Consider the following 26,592-nt stretch of genomic DNA (forward strand, 5'->3'; position numbering starts at 1 on the left):
GTACTTCGTATAAATATATTGTTTTGCTTCATCTTTTGATAGATTAATAGTTTTTTTCAATTCTTCTTGTTTTAAATTTTGCGCACTATCGCCTGAAATACTTTTAATAACACCGTTATTATCTACGTGTGCAGTTAATTGATGGCCGTATACTTCTTTTCCTTCGTATGTTTGCTGTATACGTACAAGTGTAGTCCCATCATATGAACCACGTTTTTGAAGAACTTTATAATCTACTCCTGTTTCTCCATTGACTTGCTTTGGAGAAAGAGCTTGTTCTGTTTTCTCCTTAAGAGCATCTTTTACTACATTCTCTGGTGCCTTTTGTGACGGTTGTGTAAGTTCACCCGAACGGAACGATTCTTCCTGAATTTGAACTTGAAGTTGATCTGTTTCCTCTGCATAACCTACTCCGTATGGTGCAACAGCTGTTAAAGCTAAACCTGTTGTTAATGCTACCTTAGTTAATGTCTTTTTGTTTTTCATTTTGTTCACCTCGTATAATTTTTGAAATAGAAAGCTTGTACAAAGTATACTTCCTGTTTCTGTCGAAAAAAAGGGAAAATACACAATTTATGTAACATTATGCAAAATTACATATATGTGGTCGATGATATAAATAAAGAACGACACATATATGTATATTAATTTCAATAAAAAAGAGCTCTTTTAGGCGCTCATCCAATTGGTTAGTTGTTAATTATCTATATTCATTCTAATCAAAGTGCCCTTACATCTAAATAACACCATAAAAACCCACTCTTTACTATTTTAAGAGTAGGTTTAATGCTATTAAAATAAAAATTGTTATAGGACATCTTATAATTTATATTACTTATTTAAACTTATATTTCGGACATGAAGTTGATTTAGGATAAAGATGGATCAAATGAATACTAATGACCTTGATAAACAAGAAAAAGAAAGTGCGTGTTTTGTTTTATGATGTATATAGTATATAAATGCTGTAGTGAAGCAGCGCATCTACAATTTAGATTTTTTAATATAATGTTGTTATGTATGTCTATAGCTGCAAAGATGGATTGTAACGTTATGAGATAGCTGAAGTCTCATATGAGTTTCAGGCTTTTTTATTTTGTCAAAAATATCTTTAATTTGTCTCCCATTTAAATATAGTAAAGGACACATCTATTGCATGTTATTAGCTCAAGGTATGTTCTTTTAAAGCATATTATAAATATGCATAGTAAGAAATAAAACCATAATTATTCAAATAAAAAATCCCCCGGATTTGTTTAATGATCCAGGGGACTTTTTATTGTTGATTCTTTATATTTCCATACCGATCACAGACTTTTTTAGGATAATGGTATGTCCAAGTTTAATAGTTCTTTGCACGAGAGCTATCTATTTTATATTTATTTAATTATCCTACTAAGTTTTTTGTAAAATTCACCTTTTCTTTTTACATGATTAAACTGATTTGGATTAATATTAACTTTTTGTGAGAGTGCTACAATCTCTTCTTTTGTAATTGAATCTTTAGTATTTATAGATGCTATATTTGTATATTTTCCATCTTCTGTTTTTGGAATTTCTAAAATCCCTTTATTCACAAGATCCACTACAGCCTTGTGCTCTGAAGAATGTGTATTCACCCCAGTAATTTTCCAATTATGCATAACTTTTGGTGTGTATATACCATTCTTTACCTCTTTTAAATATGTAATAGCAAGGTTACGAATGGTGCCACCAGTTTCCCCAAATGCATTCTCTTGTTTAGATGACCATATTTGTTCAAACTTACGCCCCTCTAAAGCTCCACCTTTCGCCTGAAGAGCCTCCATTCTATAAGCATTCATTCCCAGCGTCATAACATCTTTCGTTTTGATTGGTTTATTTGTACGAATAGAGCGTAAATTTGTAATTCTACTTCCATAGGGTTTTGTTAAGTCAATTTCGTATTTTACGCCTCCAAAGAAATCGTTCGTACTGTATTTAGAAGCACGACGGGTTTTATCAAAGCTAACTGTTACATCTCCGGCACGAGATGAATTAAAGTACCCTGCCGCCCATTCCATATAGTCTTTTAAGTCTTTCCCAGTTACCTTATATACTGTAATTTCTCCCAAAGCATATTGATAGTTATACGCAATATCTTTCTTCTTTATAGGACCTATATCCAAACGTGCATAGTCATTATCAATTTGATGGGCTACTACATCCGCTTTGCTGTAATGGAGCATGACTTCATGAAAGAAATCTGATAAAGGTGTCTCTTGAATCTGCACACTTGGAATACTCTTTATTTCATTTTCAGGAACAAGGTTTCTACCCTTTAATTGAGCGACAACAACATTTGCATCTCCTCTCGCATACTCGTGAAAAGGTGTCAATGTGTCTTCAAGTGTAGGATCAGATACTATTGTTGTTCCATCAATATTTTTTACAGGTATAGCTGTAGCAGTTTTATCTTTTAAAACCAGCTTTCCATCTTGCTTTGTAAAAGTAAGGTCAATACGTGAGATATGTGTTCCATATTTATCTGGTTCTGTAATAATAACGCCATTTACAACTTCTTTTTTAACAAGTTTATGCATATGAGCTGCAAAAATAGCACTTAGTTCCGGACAAGCATTCGCAATATCTTGAACACCAGTACCAGGGATTCCATTCTCATTTTCTAGTCCCATATGCATAACGCCTACCATTACATCTACTTTACCTTCTAATTCTTTAATTGCCTTTTTTGTCTCTTCTACTGGATTTTTCACAACTAAACCATCCAAATGATCTGTCCCTTTTTCAAAATCACTAATCATTGGTGTATTCATACCAATAATCCCGACTTTAATTCCACCTTTTTCAACAATCGTATATGCAGGCAGAAAACGCTCTCCATTTTCCTTATAAATATTTCCTGCTAGTGTCTTGCCCTTATATTGCTCACTAACTTTTTTCAATGTATCTAATCCAAAGTTAAATTCATGATTTCCAAATGCCCAGGCGTCATATTCCATTGCATTCATCGCTACCATCATTGGCGATTGTGGCTGATCATTGAATAACTCTACTGAATTTCCTTGAATTGTATCCCCAGCATCTACTAATATGGTATTGGGATTTTCTTGACGCACCTTCTTTATAACCGTATAAAGCTGCGTTAAACTTCCACTCGTATTTGCACCATCAAGCGCATAATCCCAAGGCATAAATCTACCATGAATATCGGCAGTACCTAACAGTGTAATATTAATATCAGATTCCTCAGCTTTTGAGATAGATGGTTTGACTGTTACTGCTGTTCCAAGAAGTATAAAAATAACAAAATAACATAAATAGTTCTTCCATTTCATTTTTTGCATAATAACAATATTTCTCCCCTTTTTGTACTTTCATAAAGTTGCTTGAACTTTAAAAATGTAACTTATTATTCGGAAAACTTCAACTACAAAAGAAAATTTTGGAGGTGGTTCTGCTGTGAAAATATAGAGAATAAAATGCATATACCCCCTAGCAGAATAGTATTTACTTCTTACTCCAACGTGTGAAGAGCGCTAAACCAACGGTAGATGTATATGTACTGTCAAAATTATGGACATATAACTCATTTCCGGAAATCATTATAACTTAAAGATATAGTGTGTAATGCTGATTACATTTTCGGATTTCATTGCTAATTTATTTCCTTCTAAATGAAAATGCTGAGATCACTTCCAAAAATAATAACCCCGTTCTTCATTTAAGACGGGGTTCCACTTATACAACAATTCGGATTCAGTTTTTTTTCGAATATTCGTTTCCTATTCAAGAGTAAGATCTGCTAGTTTCGTATTTTCTTCTGCTTATCAGGACTTATATTTTATCACTCGAACCCTTGATGCTTTCCTAAATCGCTCAATAAATAGATAATAATTTTTACTTTTCAACTTCACAAAGCAATTTTACCTCTTTGATTTGTTCTATATGACGTTGTTCATGCAAATAGATTAATTCTATCCACTGATCAAGAAGTAATTCTCCAAGAGCTGGATGCATCACTGATTTTTTTGCCAATTTAGATTCATCTTCTATTGTACTCAGAAAACGCATCAATGCTTTTCTAGAGTCGTTTAACAAATCAACCATTTGCAGCACTTCAAATGGTTCTATACTTGGTTCAATCATTTCTGGTGCTATAAATTTTATTGATCTATCTAATACAATAGTATGAATTTCTTTACGCTCATTTTGGAAACTATCCATCTTTTTTAATCCTGACAAAATAACCGTTATAACTCTCTCATCTAATAAAACTAAGTGATGACAAACTTGTGCTATACTCCATTTATCCTTATCTGGTTTTCTATTAAATTGAGTATCACTTAACAAAGTAATTTCCTCAAATAATTGATTTCTCGTTTCATAAAATTTGTCCTTTACAAATGTATTCATGTGAATTCTCCTTTCATTAGAACCTATATACTTAGATTCCTGCGTTAGAAATATTCTCTATAGAAGAAAGATTTTCCTTCACTACTGTTTCTCTAATTCACGACTAAATATATGAGTTTTCTCAACATCCTTGAAGATTTCCTTGAGGTTATCATGTGCTGCAGCTACACCATAATACTTTCCACCGAATCCTTTCAATACAACTACATAAAACGTTCCTAATTATCAATCTAGCATTAAATAAATGTAAAAAATGCCCCTATTCATTCATTTTTCATGCGTATGTATGTACATTTGTTAATTTATTCGATATATTATGTGTATTGAATGATTACGAAAAGCTTATTGGTCGCTAAAAAACACCTTATATTTTTATATCCGAGAAAACTACAAAGTGTATAAAATTCCATTTGTCAAATGAATTTAATGCGGAAGGAGGTTTGTGGTTACTTCATCGGGATATAACCATCAGTTTTGAACTGATAAAAATATAGGAGGCGACATAATGTTTCGTACGATTTCAAATTTCATGAGAGTAGCTGAGATAAGAAACAAAATTCTTTTTACACTAGCGATGCTAATTGTTTTTCGAATTGGCACGTTTATTCCAGTTCCTCATACTAACGCAGAGGTATTAAAAGTACAAGATCAAGCTAACGTTTTAGGTATGCTAAACGTATTTGGCGGAGGAGCACTGCAACACTTCTCAATCTTTGCTGTAGGTATTACACCATATATTACAGCTTCCATCATAGTACAATTACTACAAATGGACGTTATACCTAAATTTTCGGAATGGGCAAAGCAAGGAGAAATGGGCCGAAAGAAATCAGCTCAATTCACTCGATACTTTACAATCATTCTCGCATTCATACAAGCCATTGGGATGTCTTATGGTTTTAATAATATAGCAGGTGGACAATTAATTACAGATCAAAGCTGGACTACATACTTATTTATTGCGACAGTTTTAACTGCAGGTACTGCATTTTTACTTTGGTTAGGTGAACAAATTACCGCTAATGGCGTTGGTAACGGTATTTCGATGATTATCTTCGCAGGACTTGTTGCGGCGATTCCAAATGTTGCGAATCAAATTTATTTGCAACAATTTCAAAATGCAGGCGATCAATTATTCATGCACATTATAAAGATGATCTTAATTGGTCTCGTAATTTTAGCGATAGTTGTTGGTGTTATTTACATTCAACAAGCTGTGCGTAAAATACCGATTCAATATGCAAAAGCTGTTTCAGGAAACAATCAATATCAAGGAGCAAAAAACACTCATTTACCTCTTAAAGTAAATAGTGCTGGTGTAATTCCAGTTATCTTTGCTTCCGCATTTTTAATGACGCCGCGTACAATTGCGCAGCTCTTCCCAGATTCAAGCGTATCACAATGGTTAGTTGCAAATCTTGATTTCGCACATCCACTTGGAATGACGCTTTATGTCGGTCTGATCGTTGCTTTCACATACTTCTACGCATTTATTCAAGTAAACCCTGAACAAATGGCTGAGAATTTGAAAAAGCAAAATGGCTATGTGCCTGGTATTCGTCCTGGTAAATCAACAGAACAATATGTAACGAAAATTTTATACCGTTTAACATTTATCGGTGCAATTTTCTTAGGTGCCATTTCAATTTTACCGCTCGTATTCACAAAAATTGCTACATTACCACCTTCTGCACAAATTGGTGGTACAAGCTTACTTATCATCGTCGGTGTAGCACTTGAAACAATGAAGACGTTAGAAAGTCAGCTTGTGAAACGTCATTATAAAGGGTTTATAAAAAAAGTAAATTAAGTAAAAAACACAGTTGGTTATTTTTCCAACTGTGTTTTTAATTCTACTACATTTCCTTCTCAAATAATTTCCCTTGTTTGAAATAGCTCCGAAGTGTGGATCGATTAGCTAAAAATACACCAACCAAAATAAAACAAGCACCTATTCCCATTGTAGGGTTTAAAGGTTCTCCTAATATGATATATCCTACAATAATAGCAATTAACGGTGATACATATAACCACGTTGACGGGAATACAGGATTTGTTTTTGATAAGAGCCAATAATATAATCCGTGCCCACCAATTGAGCCGATAAAGATAAGATATAAAATAGGCCACTGTACACTCCATGAAGCTAATACAGATACATTCGGTTGTTCTACTATGACGGATGCGATTAGTAATAATACCCCTCCGTAAAACATTTGAATACCATTAATGAGAAATGGTGATACACTTTGTAAATCCGAAAGTATTTCTTTTGAGCGAATAGAGCCTATTCCGTAAAATAACTCTCCTATTATTAAAACAAAACAAGCGATACTCCATATGAGACTTACTTCTTGGTGCGTTCCTGGTAAAGAAACAAAAACAACACCTATTAGTGCGATAATTAAAGCAAAAAGTTGCTCTTTTTGTAATTTTTCCTTATGTCTCTTTGCCTGTAATAATAAAATCATCATCGGCCCCGTAGCAGAAAGTACAGCAGCTAACCCTGAAGAAATATATTGTTCCGCCCAGTACAATGTAGCAAATGTCATAAACGTTAAGCAAAAACCAGCATATATAATACGTTTTGAAAATACATGTGGCATAATTTCCTTTCGCTTTAACTTAAATATAATCATCAGAATGACGCCTGCTAAAAAGAAACGAATTCCTGCTGAAAATAATGGGGGCGCTCCTGCTTCAATTCCGATTTTTATCGTTAAAAATGTTGTTCCGAAAATAATACATACTAAAATATAATTGAAAATGACCATTTTTCTTCCTCCTTTTTACTCTTAACATGAGTATAGAAGGTATGGTGTATAACAGTGTATCTATGTATATAACAGTTACTTAAAATTGTAGTTGATTCTCTTTATATTTTTCGCTTTAATAAAATAAAAACGAAAAAGGTGAAACCATGAAGATTGTCCTTCGTAAAGAATCCAACATACCGTATTACCAACAAATATATATGCAAATCGTTGAAAGAGTACAAAGTGGCATGCTTGCACATGGTGACCTCCTTCCATCTTTACGCTCTATGGCCGAAGATTTGCAGATTAGCCTATTAACTGTTCGTAAAGCATACAAGCAATTAGAAAAGAAAGAATATATACGCATTGAGCAAGGAAAAGGTGCTTATATACATAAACATGTAAAGAAAGATTTCAAACCAATTCCGTACAAATGGCAACAAACGAAAACGATTAATGTTATGAGATCTCAATATGCAATGAATCAGCACCGAAAATATTACGATTTTTCACAAGCGATTTTGTATCCTCGTTTATTGCCAAATCCATTCTTAGCAGACGAAATGCATAAAATACTTCATAAAGACCAGATGATCCTAGCAACTTATGGGCCAGTACAGGGTGATTATGAACTGCGAGTTGAAATAGCAAATTACTTAAGTGAACACCAGAATTTAGTGACCGATCCATCTAAATTATTAATTACAAGCGGAGCACAACAAGGAATTGATTTAATTGCTCAAACATTATTAAAACCTGGTGATATTGTATTAGTGGAAAGTCCTTGTTACAGTGCTGCGCTTGATATTTTCATCAATAAAGGTGCTAAAATTATACCAGTTTCTCTTGATAATCATGGAGTTCGCTCCGACTTAATCGATGATATTTGTCAAAGTAAAAATCCCGTATTATTGTATACGAATCCAACTTTCCAGAACCCGACAGGTACAGTAATGAGTAATGAACGGCGAATGGAACTTATAGAACTAGCAGAGCTATATGAGTTTTTTATAATTGAAGATGATTCTTTCGGGGAAATATATTTTGAGGGTGCTACTATTTCCTCTCCTATCAAAAATTTTGATACGAATGGTCATGTAATATATATAAAAGGATTTAGTAAAACGTTAGCACCAGGATTGCGTATCGCATCTCTTATTGCCGATGGGCCTATTTTTGAATGGTTGTATGCTGTAAAAGGTTCAATGGATATCGGTAGTCCTTTATTAACGCAAAAAGCACTCCTTCCTTTTTTACGTGCAGAACGTATGAAAAATCATTTAGAAAAATTACGTACGGCTTTACAAATTAGACGTGATATAACGATTGATATGTTATCACCACTTAAAGAATTACGATTTGAAATACCAAATGGTGGCTTTAATTTATGGATTACACTTCCTGATTCGATAGATCCCTTTACCTTATTACAAAAAGCAAATGAAGTAGATGTCTCTTTTTTACCAGGAACAGCTTGTCTATTAAATACAGATATAAGTAATAACCAATTACGGATTAGCTACTCGATGTTAAATGAAAAAGATATGTTGATTGGTTTAGAGAAATTACATGATACAATACGAAACTGTATATTATAGAAATAACATTACATATCCAATAAGAAATACTATCCAAAATGAAAATGTGACTTTTTGGATAGTATTTTTTTCCGCGTTTTTTGTAGTTCAACTTCACTTTCTCTACAAGCCACTATTTTCATTATCCTCCGACTTTCATTACAATTTTACCTCTAATATGTTGACCTTCACTCAAAATATGAGCTTCTCTAACCCCCTCTTCATTAAACGGCACAACTTTACTTATAATTGGTTTTATTTTTCCGTGTACAATTAATTTTGATAATGCTTCTAATTGCTTTCCGTTTGGTTTTAGCCATAAAAACCCTGATTTTATCCCTTTTACTTTTTGAATTGGCTCATGAACAATCGAAACTAACACACCACCAGATTTTATAATTTGAAAGCTTTTTTCTTGTACTTCGCCACCTATTGTATCTAATACAATATCGAAATCTGATAGTAACTCTTCAAATTTATCTTTTTTATAATCAATAACGAGATCTGCTCCTAAAGACTTTAAAAACTCTTCATTCTTACTACTTGCAGTTGTCGCAACAAAAGCTCCAAATGATTTTGCGATTTGGATTGCCAAACTTCCAACTCCACCAGCTCCAGCATGAATGAGTACTCGGCCATGTTCTTTTATTTTTGCGTAATCTACAAGACTTTGCCACGCTGTAAGTCCTGCAAGAGGAATAGAAGCTGCCTCTTCGAAACTTAGATTAGTAGGCATATAAGATACTAAATCCGATTTTACTGTAATGAATTCAGCATAAGAGCCCTTCCCTATATTTTCAGGTTTCGTAAATACTTTATCTCCTACTTTGAAGCACTCTACCTCTTCCCCAACTTCTTCAATAACCCCAGCTACATCCAATCCTAAAATAATTGGAAATGAAAATCGCAACTGTTCTTGTAAGTCTCCTTTTCTTATTTTCCAATCAACAGGATTAACAGATGTCGCGAGAATACGTATCAATACCTCGTTACCTTTAACAATTGGTTTTATAACTTCTCTTTCTTTTAATTCTTCAACATTACCATATTGATCTATAACAATTGCTTTCATTTCCATTCCTCCTTACTATTTATTTTAATAACATACAAATATTTCTCAAAATTTTTTGCCTTGAATTATCATAAACTTATTTTTGGGGGTAATTACGTAAGAAGCGTTATGAATTCCGTAAAAAAACGTACACTCACCTTAGAATCGTTCAAAACTGTATTTTCAATTACATTCAAAAGAAATGGGGAGAACTCTATGACTGAAAAGATATTTAAAATAAACGGGATTGATATATTTACAGAAAGCTTTGGGAACCCTAAAAACCCAGCTATTTTATTAATTATGGGTGCTACGTGTTCAATGGTTTATTGGGATGAAGAGTTTTGTGAACAGTTAGCTAACACGGGGAAATTTGTTATTCGTTTTGATAACCGTGATGTGGGATGCTCTGTTACATATGAGCCTGGAACTTCCAATTATACAGTTACAGATATGGCTGAAGATGCAATTGGGGTCCTCGATGCTTATCATATTGATAAAGCACATCTATTCGGTATGTCATTAGGTGGAATGATCACTCAAATTGCTGCTGTAAAACATCCCGAAAGAATTTTAACGTTAACATTACTGGCTACAAGTGTGATAGGCTCTGACAATAACACGCGCGATTTACCTCCGATGGACGAAAGAATTTTAACACATCACGCAAATGGCACGCATTTAGATTGGACAAATAAAAATGTTGTAGCAAAATATTTAGTTTCCGGATCTCGCCTATTATGTGGGTCCAAACGAACATTTGATGAAAAAAGAGTCTATAATCAAGTAAAACAAGAAATAGAACGCGCAAACAATCTATTAAGTATGTTTAATCACGCTTTACTTCAAGGTGATGATGCTTATGAAGGTGTGCTTCACTCCATACAAGCACCTACATTAGTTATTCACGGAACAGACGATACTGCACTCCCTTTTGAACATGGTCTCGCACTTATTGATGAAATTCCTAACTCAGTCCTACTAACCCTTGAAGGCGCAGGACATGAAAATCATCCTGATGACTGGGAAGACATCATTCATGCAGTTATTGAACATACATCTAAAATATAGATAAATAACGAATAGAAGGGGCACACCATAATTTGTGCCCCTTCTATTCGTTACATGTAAAAAAGCCCATCACTGTATCCGTATGTATAGTGGTGGGCAATACTTATTTTTTCTATGTTTAAAAAAACGGACAATCTAATTGATCAACAGATTCCCATGATTTTTTTTTTATATTATCGGTGGATTTATTAGCTTCTAGTGGCACGTTTTTAAAGGGATTTACTTCGACCTTTAATAAAGATGATGGCTCCACGTATAATGAGAAAACATGGCTACTTGGTATAGCTTTTGACACATCAATATCTCCTACTTGTTTAAAGAGTTGCTGCGCTGCAAAGAAAAAGAAATTGGTTGGGTTTGATTGTTTATTCAGCCATGCAATCATTTCAGGTGATACTGATTTATGAATATTGATTTTTACTCGATCACCACGTTTATATCGCCTAGATCGCATACTTCCACCAACTAACTTATCGTTAAGTTTGTAAATCCTAACTCTTTTTGCTTATGCTCTCTATATTTTGGCGAACAAGTGTAGACTAATAATCCACGTGCATTTGTAAATAATGGATTATCTACAAAGATTACATTTGTTAGTCGTCCTTTTTGTTTTAAAATCATTTTTAAACTGTTTTTAATAATTACTGCGCCCCCGCCATAAATAAATACGTATGGATCGTCTTTCATGTCATCAATTTTGTTTATGATATCTGTTGCGACACGCGCTGCTAAACCTAATAATGCTGGTTGTGATTCTTCAACTAGTAACGCATTTCTTGGGTGCTTTTCATTTAAATAAATTTGGTTAAACTCTGTAATACTATCAATCGTCTTTGTTGGATACTTCCGATTCCATCTTGTAATAATTTGTAGTAACGTTTCTTTCACACCGTATGATAAGCCCTTACTTAGTTGTGGTCTAAAGTTCACACCTAGTGAAACTACTTCTTCTGTCGTCCCTGCACCAATATCAAAAGACAATAAAGTTTTATCAACAAAATCAATTTCTGAAACTTGATTTTGTTCACATTCTATTTTATGTTTCACTACATTTCCTTCTTCATCATATACAATGCCCCACGTACCAGAAGCGCCCTCAGGTAGGCATTTACAATATTCGATTGAAATATTAATTGTCACATCACGTCCGTTTGGATAATGGAACACAACCTTATGATTGCCCATATAACGTTTCGCATTTTCCGCAGCTATTTCTTGTGTAATAAGCTGCATAGGAAGAGCAACAGATAAATCATAACGAATATTAATATGACTAGAAGTTGGACTTTGACGCATAGCACTTACTGCTAAACCAGATAGAATTGTAATAACCATTAACTCATCAGTTGACTTATTTGATTTCTTCTCAACCTCAGTGCCTTTTAATTGGTCTTGAATGACTTTTTCCCCAACGATATACCGCACGTTATTTAACATTAGCGATGGAGAACTAATGGTCACGTCAATGTGATTTTCTAATTCAGATAATGACACATCACTCTCATCTAACAATCCTGTAGGCTCTCCTATATATAAAGAATATATACTCGGAATAAAAATAGGGTCTTGCCCTTTCACCATTAACTTCAAACCGTTATTTCCTGCATCAGCACCAGCTTTTAATAGAATAGACATAACTACCCCCTAAATTAATCTGACATCCCTTCCAAATATATGCGAGCCCATTCTTTTACATTCAAATGTAATGTAATTTTTTATTAATCATAAAAACAAAATATCATGTTCTTGCACCATTTGTGTAAAAAGTATTTGACATAAAATTTTCCCAATTTTATACTATAGATGTAAATAGTTTTTTACATCTATGGAGGTGTCATTTCTAATATGAATCGCAAAAATTACATTTTACTAACAATCGTTTTATCGTTACTTGGAGTACTTATACATGGAGTCTATAAATACATCTCTGAAGGTGCGATTTTAGGTGGAACAATCTTCGCAAGTGCAATAATAATTAGCTACCTCATCAATCATATTACGTGGGGAGATCCAAACGGAGTATCGGAAGAAAGCCAAGATGAAATGGGACAGCAAATACAATATAAAAGTTTTAAAATTGCTTATTTTGTACTTATATGTCTTATGTTTTTTGTTTTACTATTATCAGAAGGATTTGAATTCCTATTACTCGATGAAATAAAGAATCTTCCTCTTTTTATCGCCCTTTGTTCTTCATTCTTTATTTATCCTATCGTCGAACTTATAGTCGCAAAACAATATAAATAAAAAGGTGAGATTTTCTATATACAGAAAATCTCACCTTTTTATATTTATATACCCTCAACTATCGCTTTTAATTTATTCACAGTCCGCCAATTTCTTACTGTAGCTGGTGTATGTAACTTCTGAAACTGGTTCATTAATTTAGAATTTCGAATGCTATTTTTGAAAAATAAATACACAACTTTTTCATGAATATAGCAATCTTCAGTCTCATTTTTTTGCATAAGCAGCTGATCTTTTTCTTTTTCAGAAAGTTCGTTTGCTAAGAAAGCAACATGTATACTTTCACCTTCTAGCAATGAATCGGCTTCATAGGGGCATCTTTTTATCATATTTATAAATTCCTCATGTGTTCTTAACATGACTGGAACATCAAAACCAAAAACGTTTTTAATTTCCGATTGTATTCGTTTATTTAAAAAATCAACATCATTTTCAGATTCGAACACGATATTACCGCTTTGAATATATGTTTTAACTTGTTTTAACTCTATTGATTCAAACATTTGTTTTAAATCCGCCATTTTGATTACCTTATGCCCGCCTACATTGATTCCTCTTAGTAATGTAATATAAATTGTCATATCAATCCTCCCCATTTAAATGAGCCGAACAATTGAGTTGATTTTCACTCTCATATTTCTCGGATATTTGTTTTAATTCCTCTAACATATCATGTATAGATAATACCTCAAACAAAATGATAGATTCGCTTGAAAAGTGATGATGATATTGATTTGGTTTACAATGTCCTAAATCATTTTTATAATCCCAAAATTTTTTGTCTAATTCATCAATCAGTTTAAAATGTTCTTCATCTATTTCATTACAATTATTTCTTAATATAGAAATTACAGAATGAACCGTTCGCTGTAATATCTCTTTTTTATTTTGTGACCAGTCCCATGTTTCAATTGGTGCTCGAGCTAAATTATCTATATGGTAAATAATTTGCTGCAATATATGGAGTTGCTTCTGCATGGCTAAAAAGCTTCTCATTTCCTTCTTTGTATGTCGATGATATTTCCAATCTTTTTGCTCATATTGAACAAATTGTACCGCTTTATGTAATGATAAATTTAAACTAGATAGATTATGAGTTGTCTCTTTCGTTATAACTTTCCCTTCAATTAATGCATTAAGCCATTCCTCCATAATATTTGCTGTTTTAACAAATAGCTCCTCTGTACATCCCGAAATGGTTTTAAGGTAGTGTGGTGGCAAAATGAAAAAATTCACTAAAGTAGATACTATAATACCAGTAGATGTAGTAGCTAATCGAATTAAAAATGAAGTGAAATAATGATCTGCCGTAATAGGGATCATTGCAACAGCAGTTAATGTTGCGACTAACGTTCCCGCATGTAACTTTAGTTTTTGACATGTAACGATTGTAAACATCGCTGCTAACGCATAAGAAAGAGCCTGATGACCTAGGGAAAATGTGAAAGTCATTGCATACGCCGATCCAATTGTTGAAGCTGGAAAACGAATTAGCCCTTTTTTTATAGAATCCGTTGCAGTTGGCTCAATCGTTACAATAGCCGTGATGACAGCAAAAATAGTGGGTATATTGAAAAATTCACAAACTAGAACTGTAAGAAAAACTGCTATTCCGTTTTTTATCACCCTTCCTCCAACAATATTCCATTTTCTAACTTGATTCATTTTGTATTTCCTTCATTTCTATTTCATTTATATATATAATCTACATTATATATCGTACTAAATAAAAAAACTTACTACTTTGTTATGCAAGAGTAAGTTTTTCTTCTCGTTATTTCATGATAGGTAAATGCATTATAATTTGTTGACCGATTGGTCCCATTCTTCTAAAGCCTTTATCTTGGAAGCCGACTTTTTCATATAAATTTTGTGCAGGAATATTTTTTTCATTCACAGCAAGTACAACCTCATTTTTTATCGGGAAATAACGTTTTACAAACTCTTGTAATAATGCCAATGATTTTTTAGCGTATCCTCTTCTTTGTCTATTGTGATTTATAGAAAACGAAGTTAAAAGTAAAGCATCTTGATTGTCTGTGAACTCCTGTACTCTATCCCCTGTTTGCAATGCGAAAAGACCAACAGGTACCCCATTGTAATCTAAAATAACAATCACATTTTTTGTTCGATCACTTTTTGCTTTCTCCAATAATTCACCTGGATCTGATGTGAATTGAACTTGTTCACTTGGTAAAGTAAATGTTTGTATAACTTCTTTATACTTCTCCTTATACGGAACTAATTGAATTTCCCCTGTATGTATGTTCATGCTAAACTCTCCCATTTTTCAACTTATTAACTTAAACCTTGCTGCGCTTTTGAATGCACTTTTCCATCTAAAAAGGTAATTTCAACTAATGAAGTTGGATCGCTTCCCTTCCATGAAAAAATTTGTTTAATTTGTGTAGAATCTTCTACACCTTCTTCTATAAGTAAATTACCTTCAAAACCAATTACATCTTTCACTTCAATATAAGTCATTCCTTCATTTATATTCGAGAAATGTTTTATATTGATAGACTCTTTCTTCTCAATTTCCAACACAGTAGAAGAAGTCGCTGTTTGTTTTTTTACTTCTTTCTTCTGTTCACACGCTGTCATACTGAAACCTAAGCATAAACTACATACTATTAATGCGCTTTTTTTCATCATAACAGTTGTCCCTCCCACCATAATTAAACCATATATTCCCTTAAAAATAAACTGAATATTAAATATTATATTGAAAAATCCCCGTACAATTAAGTACGGGGTTAACTTTATTTATTCAAATGATTATTTGATTGGTCATTCTGTTCTTTTCTTAGTTCTTGTTCTTCATCTTTTGGTAATTGTTTATCATTATCTTTAATTGGATTCGTTTCTCGATTTTCAATCATGTCATTTGGAACTTGTGGCATTACTCGGCCAACAATTGCTGCTAACTCATCAAGTATACCTTCACCTGTTTTTCCTTTTTTAATTTGCTTTCCAATTTGTTTGAGTCGTTCATACGTATCAACATCCGCTACAACGACTGCATTAGCACCATCCGGATCGTTTTTTAAACTTTCTGCTACAGAGTATTTAATGGACTCCACGCGAGTTCGATCGAGTTTCGCTTTTACATCAATACCTACAATAGCATATTTCCCCACAACTACCGCTGTTGCATCATTCACACCTGGCACACTTGCGGCTAAAGATGCTAAATGGTCCGCCGCTTTTTCATTTGGCTTATTTGGTTTGTTTGTATAATTAACATTTTTCGTCGAAACATTTTTTTGCTCTGGTTTTTCGTTTGGATTGTCCTTTTTTCCAATACTACATCCTGTTATAAAAAAGCAAAGCATCAACATATATATTAAGATCTTCATTATTCTCACCACTTTACTATTAAAGTTTAATCATAAATTTTTTCAACAGCTTGCATTTTCTTCACTTTTTCCTCTGCTCCGCTATTTGCATTAATGAAAATTTGGTACGTATCTTTCCCTAAAGTACCTACAAATTCATAGCAAAGTACTTCATTATGCAAATCATTTACAACTACGGCTTTACGTTCTTCCATAACTTTAACATCTGGATTGATTTTCTTTCTTGCTTCTGCTGCAGTTAGCTTTGCTGAGGGAACTGTTCGTTTTTGGTGTGATGCTAAATATTCTTTTGCAGAAAAACCAACGATAGAACCATCATCTAAAGCAATTTTCATTTGAATTGCTTCTGGATAAATTCGTACGCCATTCTCATTTACTACATACGTAAATACACCAACGTTATCATATTGTGAGCTATCAAAAAGCTCCATATTATTAAACTTGTGGTCCTTTAAAAATTTCAAACCTTTACTTCCTGCATCGTTTAAACTAATTTTCTGTTCTTTAATTTCTCGGTTATTCATAACCCAAATTGGATATCCGCCTTTTCCGGTAATATCCATATAAAACTCATTATTCGTTGCTGGATCTTTTATTTTCACACTATAGAAAGATTCTTTCGCACCTTTTCCGCTTTTCTCAACTTCTACTTTTTCATTTCCTTTTAAATTCAAAAATGATTTTGCGATTTTCGCCGCTTCATCTTTAGAAATTGCCTTTCCTTCCGCTTCAAATCCACCTTTTTTATTTTTTTGTGCACTTGTAAAGGTCGGTCCGAAGTTTGTAGATGAATACGATGTTACGTTTTTCTCTACTGTTTTTAATCCATCAATAATTGTATTGTCTGCAGGATCACGATTTGATGCGAGTGCCATCTCAACATCCATCCAGCGTAAATTATTTTTCAAAACAAGATGTTGTACTTTTCTTAGTTCATCTTGTATATTGCCTGCATTTGAATATAAAGTTTCCAACGTTTTGTATTCTTGATCATTTAACGGCTCTTTTTCTAAATCACGAATGGCTGCACGGTAACTAAAATCACCGATATTTGCTAAAAATTCTTCCGTTTTATTAAAAGGCATTAATGTTAAAGGCAGTTGTCCTACATCCGAACGAGCTACAGATGTTATTCTCCATACGTCTGCTAATGCAGGTGATAAAGATGCACGTGAATTCATCGCGAGTGTTGTTCCAATTTTGTCGTGCAATAAATCAACCTCATATGCTAAATCATGAAACGCACGTTGATAGCTATTTTCTGCTCGAATTAATACTGCATTCTTCTCTTGATGTTCTTTGTAGCCCCAATATCCTGTTCCAACTACACCGACTGTTAATAATACGATTATAATACCTCGTAACATAGTTCCACCTCCGCTCTATTTACAGAAAATATGTTTCCCGATCTTTTTAATTTGTGGACGAGTCCAAATCCATTTACTTGTTGCGGTATCTGGATTGAAATAGTACAATGCATTTCCTGTTGGATCCCATCCATTAACTGCATCTAATACAGCTTTTTTCGCTGTTTCATTTGGCGTTAAATATATTTGTCCGTCTGCTACCGCTGTAAATGCTCTTGGCTCAAAGATTACACCCGAAACGGTATTTGGGAATGATGCACTTGTAACTCGATTTAAAATAACCGCAGCTACTGCAACTTGCCCTAAGTACGGTTCACCACGAGATTCTCCATATACTGCGTTTGCCATAAGCTGAATGTCATTTTGAGAATAACCATTTGGAACATTTGTCCCTTTATTTTGAGATGGTTTATTTTCTTGTGCAGTACCACCACTATTTCCTTTATTCGTTGTCGTTCCTTTATTCGCTGTTGACTTGTCATACTTCGTTGCTTTTACTAGCATTTGCTTCGTTTTAGCTCCAGCTAAACCATCAACAGGTAATCCGAATTTCTCTTGAAAATTTCGAAGTGCCCAGTATGTACCCCATCCGAAAACACCATCCACTTTTCCCGTATAAAATCCGTTATATTTCAAACGAGATTGCAGTTCAATGACATCTTCGCCAGATGCTCCTCTTTGAATGACTTGATTAGAAAAAGCTTCAACATTTTTTAGTTGTATACTACTTACCATCAAAGATAGTCCTATGAATGCAAGTAAAATTGCTATTTTAAAAATAGCTTTTTGACGCATGATTTTCCCTCCTTAATTACGGAAATGATTTCTTGGTTATGTTTTGTAAAAGCCTCGCTTTTATGTAAAGAAGACAAAAAAATCCAAACTCATATCGTTGAAAAAATATGTAAACAATATAAAAAAATATAAAAGGAGTTCATCATGAAAAAATTGTTAAAGCGTATCGCACTCGTCATTTTGTTCATAACTACATGTTCAAATATATATACTGTCCCATCAATTGTTCATGCGCAGCCTCCGTATGCCAAATGGGGGAAACTTGCTGTAGAAAAGACGAAAGAACAATACCCAAAAGCGGAGATTATTGATTACCTTCATATAGGTAGAAAACCGAAAACCGTTCAAATAACGGTTGAAAAATTTAAATTGTGGCTACGTGAAGATGGAAAAGAATATGGTGTTTTTGTTGATGTAGAATTTGAAACGAAGACAGATAAATTTATAAAGATGACATTTCAGAAGACGAGTAGATAAAATGAAAGAACCCGCACTGTTTATATTTTAAACAGTGCGGGTTCTTTCATTTCTATAATCCATCCCTAAATTTACACCTTTCAAACATTCTCTCTTCTTATATAAACTTATAATGCTCCTGTACATGCTCAATAAACAATTTCAATGGAACAAGTCCACGTTTTGGCATATGACTACTTATTACAGCAACAAGTTCTAACTGTGGAATGATAACGATGTATTGTCCGCCATATCCCATAGCAAAATACATACAATACGGTATGTGAAATCTTTCGTTATTCAAAACCCACCAGTGATATCCATAAGCCCCCACATGTTCATACGTTTCAAATAGAGCTTTACTAGATTCTTCTAACCATTTCGATGATACAATTTCATTCCCTTGCCAATATCCATTCTGCAAACATAATATTCCGAGCTTTAATAAATCTTTAGATTTCATTTTCATACCGAAACCGCCGACATGTATGCCTTGCGGATCTTGTTGCCACTCATATTCGGTAATTTCTAACGGATCAAATAAGTACCTTTTCGCAAACTGCTCTGTCGACATTCCAGTAGCTTTTTGAATAATGTAGCTAAGCAAATGCGAAGAACCTGAGTTATAATTCATTTTTGTAGCGGGTTCTTCAATAATTGGTTTTTCTAATATGTATTGCACCCAGTTTTCCGATTCTACAAAATCATTTGGAAACACTACTCCATTTCCGAACTCTTTCCAATCCTCACCTGTAGTCATCGTTAATAAATGATAAAGAGTCAAATCCCGCTTTTCATTAGATACATTTTCAATCCACTCTATAATCGGTGTATGTATATCATTTATATATCCTTTATCGATTGCGATACCAATTAATATAGATACAATACTTTTTGTAATTGAATTTATTTTATATAGATTATTTTCACACTCTAACGTTTTATAATATGCAGTTGTTAACTCACCTTTTTGATAAACAAGAAATGTATTTACTTTTTTCTTTTCAAATTTATTTTCTAGTTGCTTGAAATCCAAAACTTTACCTCCAATTAAATCATTACCTAATTTATTATATCTTGTAGTTTTCATTAAAACATACTTATGTTCAAATAAAAAACAAACCTGCCAGTAATAAACTGACAGGTTTGTTTTTTATAATTTCGTACGAACATTCCAAAGCTCTGGGAAGAAACATTGATCAAGTACCCTTTTCAGATAAGATACACCAGAAGATCCACCTGTTCCCATTTTATGACCAATAATACGTTCTACCGTTTTCATATGACGGAAACGCCATTGTTGTAGCCAGTCTTCAATATCGATTAATTTTTCAGCAAGCTGATATAAGTTCCAATACTTCTTCACATCTGCATACACTTCTATCCATGCTGCTTCTACTGTTGCGTCTTCTTCATAAGGCTGCGTAATATCACGATTTAACACATCTTTATGAATAGGGAATCCTTCTTTTACAAGAGCTTGAATTGCCACATCATACAAACTTGGTGCATGTAGTGCTGTATGAAGTCGAGCGTGTAATTCTGGATCTTTTTCATAAATTTTTAATGCGTGCGGCGTTTTATAGCCAAGCGCATACTCAATCATACGATATTGATACGATTGAAAACCTGAAGCTTGACCGAGTGAGTCACGAAACTCAATGTACTCTGATGGTGTTAATGTCGCAAGAATATCCCAAGATTGAATAATTTGCGACTGAATTTTTGATACACGTGCTAACATTTTAAAAGCTGGTTGTAATTTATCTTGTTTAATAGATTCAATCGCTGCGTTTAACTCATGTAAAATAAGCTTCATCCAAAGTTCACTTGCTTGGTGAATCACGATGAATAACATTTCATCATGATGATCTGATAATCTCTTTTGAGAAGATAGTAAACTATCTAATTGTAAATACTCCCCGTACGTCATATTCTCTTTAAAATCCGTATGAATTCCTTTTTCCATAATTACCTTTTCGTTTTCTTTCATATTAGCCAAACGCCCCTTTTATGTAATTCTACTTATATTGGTCTAATAACTGCTCGAACTGGACTTCCATCTGCATCTGTTAAGGCAAGTGGTAATGCGATTAATTCATAATCGCCGTCTGCTACATGTTCTAGTACGACATTTTCTAAAATGTGTATACCATGTTTAAACAATTGGTGATGCGCTGCTAATTCTTTATCGTCTAATGGATCTACTGATGGTACATCTACCCCAATTAAACGAATTCCCTTTTCAGAAAGAAATGGTGCGATATCAGCACGTAAATGCGGAATTACATCCGGGAATTCATTCGCTTTACCATGTGAAGATGTGCGTAACAACAAGCGTTCTATACCTTCTAAATGAAAGGTTTCTAATTCCTTTTTCCCAATGCTTTCAAGATTAGAAACATCAATGATCCGCGCTGGACCGACATAAACTTGAACATCTAAATCTATTACTTTCTTTCCATCATTATCAAAATGAAACGGTGCGTCAATATGAGTACCTGTATGAATACTCATCGTTAGCTTTCCGACATTTACTGAGCCACTTTCTTCTTTTGACCATGAAACTTCATACGAGAACGGTGTATCACCTGGCCAAGTAGCAATATCATTATTTAGCGGTTGTGAAATATCAATCCACTCTGAAGCTTTCATACTTATGCCACAACCTCTCGCTTATTTTCAAACTGCTTATACGCTTCATCTTTCATAATTTTCTTTAATATTTGTACAGATTTCCACACTTCTTCGTATGTGTTATATAAAGCGACCGGCGCAAGTCTTACTCCATTAGGTGCACGGAAATCAGGGATAACTCCATTTGCTTTTAACGCTTTACATATGCGTGCTGCTTCTGCATGTTCTAAATAAATGTGCCCGCCTCGTTTTTCATCCTCTAATGGATTTCCAATTGTAAATCCGTAATCTTTTAATTCATAATCAATTAAATCCAGCATGTATCTTGTAATATGTAGCGATTTTTCACGTAAACGTTCTATACCAGCATCTTTAAATATTTCAAGAGAACCAATTAAAGGTGCAGTACTTAATACGTGCGGTGTACCAATTTGATAAGCACCTGCATGATCAGCAGCTGTTAATGTATGTTCCATATCAAACTGCTTATCTTTTCTAGAACTAAACCAACCTGATAATCCTGGAAGTCTATTAAAATGCTTTTTATTTACATAAAGCCCCGCAACACCACCAGGTCCTGCATTTAAATATTTATAATTACACCAAATAGCGAAATCAACATCCCATTCTTTGAAATAATGCGGAATAGAACCGATTGAATGACATAAATCGAATCCGATATGAATACCACGCTTATGCGCTTCCGCTGTTAAACGTTTCATATCAAGAATTTGTCCGCTTCTATATAGTACAGAAGGCAATAAAATTAACGCGATATCATCTGTCATCGCTTGAATAATATCATCTTCAGAAAGTGTTTTACCATCACAACTCTTCACTCGTACTAAATGCTCATCTGGATCTAATCCTTTTAATCGAATTTGACTTTGAAGAGCATATATATCTGACGGAAATGTTAATTCATCAGCAAGAATTTTTGTACGTATTCCTTTCGGCTCATAAAACGTCGCAATTACTTGGTGAATATTCGTCGTTGTGGAACCGGTTACAATTGTTTCTTCCGGTAAAGCTCCAATAAGAGGCGCAGTCAATTCACCTAATTTCTCCGAAAGGAAAAACCACGGATGCTCTCCTTCAGTCCAGCCGTCAATTCCATACTCCTTCCATGAATCGAGCAACGTAAGTAATGATTTCTCTGCTCTTTTTGAAAGTAGCCCTAATGAGTTTCCATCTAAATATATCGTTCCTTCTTTTTTATAGAATTCAGTTTGAAAATCTTTCAGTTCATCATGTTTATCACATTCAAGCGCATATTCATAATTCGGTTGAAATGGTTCTTTATACATGGTGTCACCTTCTTTTAATTTTCTTTTTATTCTAACTAATTGAAATATATCACCTTAGTTGATATAACGTCAATGATATTATGTCAGTTGACTTTATATATGAATTCCTTTTACAATACAGTTATATTTTCAGATATTTCAGTATAAAGAGGTGGTTCTTTGAAAAACAATACTCTTTCATCAAGAAAACACCGCTCCTTAGAAACAAAAAAGAAACTATTACACGCTGGTTACACTATTTTTATACATAACGGATTTCAAAAAACGACTATTACACAAATTATTAAACATGCAGAAACTGGTTATGGAACGGCATATGTATACTTTAAAAACAAAGATGATCTCCTTATCGTTTTAATGGAAGATGTCATGAATCAATTTTATGATATTGCCGAGCGCTCCTTTTCCCCTCAAACGAAAGAAGAAGCACATAAAATGATTCAAAATCAAGTTAGAGCATTCCTACAACTAGCAGAAAAAGAACGAGCTATATTACAAGTTGTGCAGGAAGCAATTGGATTATCAAAAGAGATACGTCAAAAATGGGACGAGATACGGGAACGCTTTATAAACAGGATTACGCAGGATATTACATACTCTCAAGAAGGTGGATTAGCACAGCCTGAATTAAATAAAGAAATTGTAGCACGTGCTTGGTTCGCAATGAATGAGATGTTTCTTTGGGCAATTGTGAAAAATGATAAAGAATTAGAGTTAGGAGAAATTGTGCATACATTGACGGAAATGTATACGACTGGGCTATATAAATAGCACACTCATTTATATAGGTGTGCTATTGTATGGTCTATAAAAATATTTTATCTGGTTATGGTAATGCTAAAAGTGTTTTTTTAAATAACGGGAATGTCTTAGCAATATTTCCAAGGTAAGAAAAGAGAACATAACCTTACCTCTTCTGAACTTACTTATTGGATAACAGAAAGATTTTGTATTAATAAATAGATGTACCAAACAGCTATTAAAATTTTTAATGAGCAAACTTCAAAAAAATAACCTGTTACTCAACAAATTAAGTACCAGGTTATTTTAAATATTTTATTACCGATACAATAATACAAATTAGCGATGTAAGTAAAAGCAACAGTCCCATATTCTTATTCTCTTTTTCATCCTTCTTAACATTTTGTATCCCCATTCCAGCAAGCATAAAACCTAACAATAATTGCAAAATAAGCATACTTTGCTTCGAATCATCATTCCAACTGTAAATAGAATAGCCCATTACAATAATAGCGAGTATAAATGTGGTAATTCTAATCATAAAAACACCCCCTATTTGATTCTATTGTGTTAACCTACTCACAATTCCAACAATAAACTTATACTCAGCTCTACTTTTTCTTACTTTCTTAAACCCTTCTTTCGTATCAAAAATAAAACACGTTTTCCAAAACCAAATTCGTACATATAAAGACTCAAAATAAATAGGTTTTATAATTCCTCGTTCCTCAAATTCAGTTCCATCTTTATTTTCTATTTCTGTTCGAACGAACCACCTATTTCCAATACCAATTTCAATATACTTCACATAAGTCCACCTTTCGGAAATTAATTTTTAACTATTCTATTATTTCCCCGGTAAGCGCACATTCCGACAGAACATGAGCCCATAAAGAAAAAGTAGATTACAAAAATCTACTTTATAACTTATATTTTTGCATTCGTTTATAAAATGTACTTCGAGGTACATCTAACAGTTTTGCAGCTAAAGAAACATTTCCATTCGTCTTTTCTAGCGCTTCAATCATACTATCACGCTGTATTTTTTCACGAAAATTTAATGTATGCTCCGTTTTATTTTCTGCTTGCAATGCAAGTTGATGTTGATTTCCCATCATTGTTTGTAATAAAAAAGAGATTTGTTTTTCGCATATTTCGCGACCTTGCGACAAAATGTAAATCCGTTCTAATACATTTAATAATTCCCGAATATTTCCGGGCCATGCATGCTGTGAAAATTGATTACAAATACTCTTTGGAAATACAACATTCCAATTCTTTCGTCTACAAAAATCTTGTATGAAGTACGGAATATCCTCTTTTCTTTCTATTAACGATGGAACATAAAGTGGATAAACATGTAAACGATAATATAAATCTTGACGGAATTTCCCTTCTTCTACTAATCGCAGTAAATCTTTATGTGTCGCAGTAATAATACGAATATTTAGCGGTACCTCTTTTGAACTGCCAATTGGGGTTACTGTTCGTTCTTGTAAAACACGCAATAATGCGACTTGCATCTCTGGTGGCACTTCACCAATTTCATCTAAAAATATTGTTCCACTGTCTGCTTGTTCGAATTTCCCTTTATATCCTTGACGTCGCGCACCTGTAAACGCACCTTCAGCATAACCGAATAATTCACTTTCCATTAATTCTTTCGGCAACGAACCGCAGTTAACAGCTATAAAAGGACCATTTTTTCTTGGACTATTTTCATGAATCGCTCTCGCTACATATTCTTTCCCTACACCTGTTTCACCACAAACATATACACTAGCGTCAGTTGGAGATACAAGCTTAATTTCTTCTAACGTATGTTGAAATGCATTGCTTGTCCCAATAACTCCATGGAAAGTAATTCCGTTAATAAATTTGGAAGTAGAAAATAAATTCTCTCGTTTATTTTCTTTTAAATAAATACATTTCCCGATCATTCTATCATTACTATATACTGGTACTTCTAATTTAGGTTTCAATCCATTTTGTATTAAATCTTCAAGTTTCATTCGTGACCAATTAGAAACTTGTTCTCGAACCTTCTTGCTTGCAGAAACGATAACATCACGATGATTACAAATGACAACTTGTTCATCACTGTCAATTACATCTAAAAAACGATGGATTAAATGTAGTTCATTTTGATGCACTCGAATACTACATTCACGTTCAATCGCATGTGCAATTGAAGTTACCATCCCTAGCATATACGGATGTGAAAATTCAATTGGACAGGAGAAATCTAGAACACCAATTAATTTCCCATCATCGTTATGAATCGGAGCGGCCGCACAACTCCAGCTATGAGATGCGACAGAATAATGCTCTGTACCACTTATCATAATAGCCTCTTCAATCTGTAACGCGGTTCCTATCGCATTTGTACCAACAGCTGCTTCCGTCCATTTCACACCCTTAATGAAGTTAATATGTTTTGCTCGTTTTAACGTTTGTTGATTTCCGCTTAACGATAGAACGTAACCGTCTGGATCAATTAATAATGCCATCATTTGCAGTTCATCAATGGTTTTCCTTATATTTTGTAATTGAGGTATTGCTATATCAAGGAAGATTTCACTCTTTTTCTTTTGATCTTGAAAAATATTAGAAGACAAAATTTTCTGACCTTTATTCATATAAGGATTCACATTTGCTTGTTTACATCGATGCCATGACTCTGAAATTCTTTCGTTTATACGGTTCGAATCAAGGACTCCTTCATTAATAAACTTTTTCCATGTATGTAAGTAAAACGGTGAAGCTAACATTGTATCATCTCCCTATTCATTATTTTGGAGATCTGTAAAAACATACTTTTATTATAAAACCG

At 33.6% G+C, this 26,592-nt stretch carries 26 protein-coding genes and 1 pseudogene; 6 read left to right on the forward strand and 21 right to left on the reverse strand.

Features of this window, described 5'->3' with window-relative positions; all coding sequences use genetic code 11:
* The 3 genes and pseudogenes from GFJ36_RS29635 to GFJ36_RS14365 form a co-directional block, all read right to left on the reverse strand.
* Window positions 1-486: pseudogene (locus tag GFJ36_RS29635) on the reverse strand (M4 family metallopeptidase); the annotation flags it as partial.
* Between the two features lie 893 nt (window positions 487-1,379).
* Complete coding sequence (locus GFJ36_RS14360; RefSeq protein WP_097890133.1) at window positions 1,380-3,326, reverse strand: bifunctional metallophosphatase/5'-nucleotidase; 1,947 nt, start codon at window positions 3,324-3,326, stop codon at window positions 1,380-1,382.
* A gap of 553 nt (window positions 3,327-3,879) precedes the next feature.
* Window positions 3,880-4,395, reverse strand: coding sequence for a DinB family protein (locus GFJ36_RS14365; RefSeq protein WP_087983908.1), 516 nt, complete (start codon window positions 4,393-4,395; stop codon window positions 3,880-3,882).
* Window positions 4,396-4,900: 505 nt separating this feature from the next.
* Between GFJ36_RS14365 and secY the strand changes: the two genes are divergently transcribed.
* A complete protein-coding gene (gene secY, locus GFJ36_RS14370; RefSeq protein ID WP_087983907.1) occupies window positions 4,901-6,205 on the forward strand; it encodes a preprotein translocase subunit SecY in 1,305 nt (434 codons plus the stop codon).
* Window positions 6,206-6,251: 46 nt separating this feature from the next.
* Here secY and GFJ36_RS14375 read toward each other — a convergent pair whose 3' ends face one another.
* Window positions 6,252-7,169 (reverse strand): DMT family transporter, encoded by a 918-nt coding sequence (locus GFJ36_RS14375; protein WP_087983906.1) that lies wholly within the window; start codon window positions 7,167-7,169, stop codon window positions 6,252-6,254.
* Window positions 7,170-7,315: 146 nt separating this feature from the next.
* Between GFJ36_RS14375 and pdxR the strand changes: the two genes are divergently transcribed.
* Window positions 7,316-8,749 carry a MocR-like pyridoxine biosynthesis transcription factor PdxR gene (gene pdxR / locus GFJ36_RS14380; protein ID WP_087983905.1) on the forward strand — a complete coding sequence of 478 codons (1,434 nt, stop codon included), beginning with the start codon at window positions 7,316-7,318 and terminating at the stop codon, window positions 8,747-8,749.
* A gap of 121 nt (window positions 8,750-8,870) precedes the next feature.
* Here pdxR and GFJ36_RS14385 read toward each other — a convergent pair whose 3' ends face one another.
* Entirely contained in the window at window positions 8,871-9,800 is a 930-nt protein-coding gene (locus GFJ36_RS14385) for an NADP-dependent oxidoreductase (protein WP_087983904.1), read from the reverse strand.
* A 195-nt stretch (window positions 9,801-9,995) separates the two neighbouring features.
* Here GFJ36_RS14385 and mleBCA point away from each other — a divergent pair, with 195 nt between their 5' ends.
* Window positions 9,996-10,850, forward strand: a complete 855-nt coding sequence (mleBCA, locus tag GFJ36_RS14390; RefSeq protein ID WP_157349661.1) for a BCA family alpha/beta fold macrolide esterase — start codon at window positions 9,996-9,998, stop codon at window positions 10,848-10,850.
* 118 nt (window positions 10,851-10,968) lie between these two features.
* Here the strand turns inward: mleBCA and GFJ36_RS14395 are convergent, their stop codons facing one another.
* The gene (locus tag GFJ36_RS14395; RefSeq protein WP_001257747.1) at window positions 10,969-11,304 is read right to left on the reverse strand and encodes a hypothetical protein; all 336 of its coding nucleotides are present in this window, start codon (window positions 11,302-11,304) and stop codon (window positions 10,969-10,971) included.
* A gap of 11 nt (window positions 11,305-11,315) precedes the next feature.
* On the reverse strand, window positions 11,316-12,485 hold the full coding sequence (locus GFJ36_RS14400; RefSeq protein WP_000025617.1) for a ParM/StbA family protein: 1,170 nt from the start codon (window positions 12,483-12,485) through the stop codon (window positions 11,316-11,318).
* Between the two features lie 210 nt (window positions 12,486-12,695).
* Here GFJ36_RS14400 and GFJ36_RS14405 point away from each other — a divergent pair, with 210 nt between their 5' ends.
* Window positions 12,696-13,097, forward strand: a complete 402-nt coding sequence (locus GFJ36_RS14405) for a DUF2178 domain-containing protein (RefSeq protein ID WP_097890132.1) — start codon at window positions 12,696-12,698, stop codon at window positions 13,095-13,097.
* 44 nt (window positions 13,098-13,141) lie between these two features.
* On the opposite strand, the gene GFJ36_RS14410 is transcribed toward GFJ36_RS14405, so the two are convergent.
* The 7 genes from GFJ36_RS14410 to sleB all read right to left on the reverse strand — a co-directional run bounded on the left by GFJ36_RS14410 (window position 13,142) and on the right by sleB (window position 18,618).
* Window positions 13,142-13,678 carry a DUF1697 domain-containing protein gene (locus tag GFJ36_RS14410; RefSeq protein ID WP_087983901.1) on the reverse strand — a complete coding sequence of 179 codons (537 nt, stop codon included), beginning with the start codon at window positions 13,676-13,678 and terminating at the stop codon, window positions 13,142-13,144.
* Window position 13,679: 1 nt separating this feature from the next.
* On the reverse strand, window positions 13,680-14,762 hold the full coding sequence (locus GFJ36_RS14415; RefSeq protein WP_097890131.1) for an aromatic acid exporter family protein: 1,083 nt from the start codon (window positions 14,760-14,762) through the stop codon (window positions 13,680-13,682).
* A 109-nt stretch (window positions 14,763-14,871) separates the two neighbouring features.
* Complete coding sequence (locus tag GFJ36_RS14420; protein ID WP_087983899.1) at window positions 14,872-15,369, reverse strand: GNAT family N-acetyltransferase; 498 nt, start codon at window positions 15,367-15,369, stop codon at window positions 14,872-14,874.
* 26 nt (window positions 15,370-15,395) lie between these two features.
* A complete protein-coding gene (locus GFJ36_RS14425) occupies window positions 15,396-15,752 on the reverse strand; it encodes a hypothetical protein (RefSeq protein WP_087983898.1) in 357 nt (118 codons plus the stop codon).
* 107 nt (window positions 15,753-15,859) lie between these two features.
* Window positions 15,860-16,456 carry a YhcN/YlaJ family sporulation lipoprotein gene (locus GFJ36_RS14430; protein ID WP_048547299.1) on the reverse strand — a complete coding sequence of 199 codons (597 nt, stop codon included), beginning with the start codon at window positions 16,454-16,456 and terminating at the stop codon, window positions 15,860-15,862.
* Between the two features lie 26 nt (window positions 16,457-16,482).
* Complete coding sequence (ypeB, locus tag GFJ36_RS14435) at window positions 16,483-17,823, reverse strand: germination protein YpeB (protein ID WP_087983897.1); 1,341 nt, start codon at window positions 17,821-17,823, stop codon at window positions 16,483-16,485.
* Between the two features lie 15 nt (window positions 17,824-17,838).
* Window positions 17,839-18,618, reverse strand: coding sequence for a spore cortex-lytic enzyme (sleB, locus tag GFJ36_RS14440; RefSeq protein ID WP_048547302.1), 780 nt, complete (start codon window positions 18,616-18,618; stop codon window positions 17,839-17,841).
* 144 nt (window positions 18,619-18,762) lie between these two features.
* On the opposite strand from sleB, the gene GFJ36_RS14445 reads away from it, so the two are divergent.
* Entirely contained in the window at window positions 18,763-19,095 is a 333-nt protein-coding gene (locus GFJ36_RS14445; RefSeq protein ID WP_048547304.1) for a DUF3889 domain-containing protein, read from the forward strand.
* Between the two features lie 97 nt (window positions 19,096-19,192).
* Here GFJ36_RS14445 and GFJ36_RS14450 read toward each other — a convergent pair whose 3' ends face one another.
* The 4 genes from GFJ36_RS14450 to kynU all read right to left on the reverse strand — a co-directional run bounded on the left by GFJ36_RS14450 (window position 19,193) and on the right by kynU (window position 23,018).
* The gene (locus tag GFJ36_RS14450; RefSeq protein ID WP_097890129.1) at window positions 19,193-20,110 is read right to left on the reverse strand and encodes a serine hydrolase domain-containing protein; all 918 of its coding nucleotides are present in this window, start codon (window positions 20,108-20,110) and stop codon (window positions 19,193-19,195) included.
* Between the two features lie 117 nt (window positions 20,111-20,227).
* Window positions 20,228-21,067 carry a tryptophan 2,3-dioxygenase gene (kynA, locus tag GFJ36_RS14455; protein ID WP_087983895.1) on the reverse strand — a complete coding sequence of 280 codons (840 nt, stop codon included), beginning with the start codon at window positions 21,065-21,067 and terminating at the stop codon, window positions 20,228-20,230.
* 32 nt (window positions 21,068-21,099) lie between these two features.
* On the reverse strand, window positions 21,100-21,729 hold the full coding sequence (kynB, locus tag GFJ36_RS14460; RefSeq protein WP_087983894.1) for an arylformamidase: 630 nt from the start codon (window positions 21,727-21,729) through the stop codon (window positions 21,100-21,102).
* A 2-nt stretch (window positions 21,730-21,731) separates the two neighbouring features.
* A complete protein-coding gene (gene kynU, locus GFJ36_RS14465) occupies window positions 21,732-23,018 on the reverse strand; it encodes a kynureninase (protein WP_097890128.1) in 1,287 nt (428 codons plus the stop codon).
* Between the two features lie 159 nt (window positions 23,019-23,177).
* Here kynU and GFJ36_RS14470 point away from each other — a divergent pair, with 159 nt between their 5' ends.
* Window positions 23,178-23,789, forward strand: a complete 612-nt coding sequence (locus GFJ36_RS14470) for a TetR/AcrR family transcriptional regulator (protein ID WP_097890127.1) — start codon at window positions 23,178-23,180, stop codon at window positions 23,787-23,789.
* A gap of 271 nt (window positions 23,790-24,060) precedes the next feature.
* Here the strand turns inward: GFJ36_RS14470 and GFJ36_RS14475 are convergent, their stop codons facing one another.
* From GFJ36_RS14475 to GFJ36_RS14485, 3 genes are all read right to left on the reverse strand, one after another.
* Window positions 24,061-24,300 carry a DUF3953 domain-containing protein gene (locus GFJ36_RS14475; protein WP_073515272.1) on the reverse strand — a complete coding sequence of 80 codons (240 nt, stop codon included), beginning with the start codon at window positions 24,298-24,300 and terminating at the stop codon, window positions 24,061-24,063.
* 21 nt (window positions 24,301-24,321) lie between these two features.
* A complete protein-coding gene (locus GFJ36_RS14480; protein WP_087983891.1) occupies window positions 24,322-24,567 on the reverse strand; it encodes a DUF3977 family protein in 246 nt (81 codons plus the stop codon).
* 112 nt (window positions 24,568-24,679) lie between these two features.
* Window positions 24,680-26,530: a sigma-54-dependent Fis family transcriptional regulator gene (locus GFJ36_RS14485; RefSeq protein WP_097890126.1), complete on the reverse strand. Its 1,851-nt coding sequence runs from the start codon at window positions 26,528-26,530 to the stop codon at window positions 24,680-24,682.
* Between the last annotated feature and the right edge of the window lie 62 nt (window positions 26,531-26,592).

Origin of the sequence: Bacillus sp. EE-W1 (assembly GCF_009760835.1) — a bacterium.
Classification (GTDB): Bacteria; Bacillota; Bacilli; order Bacillales; family Bacillaceae_G; genus Bacillus_A; species Bacillus_A wiedmannii.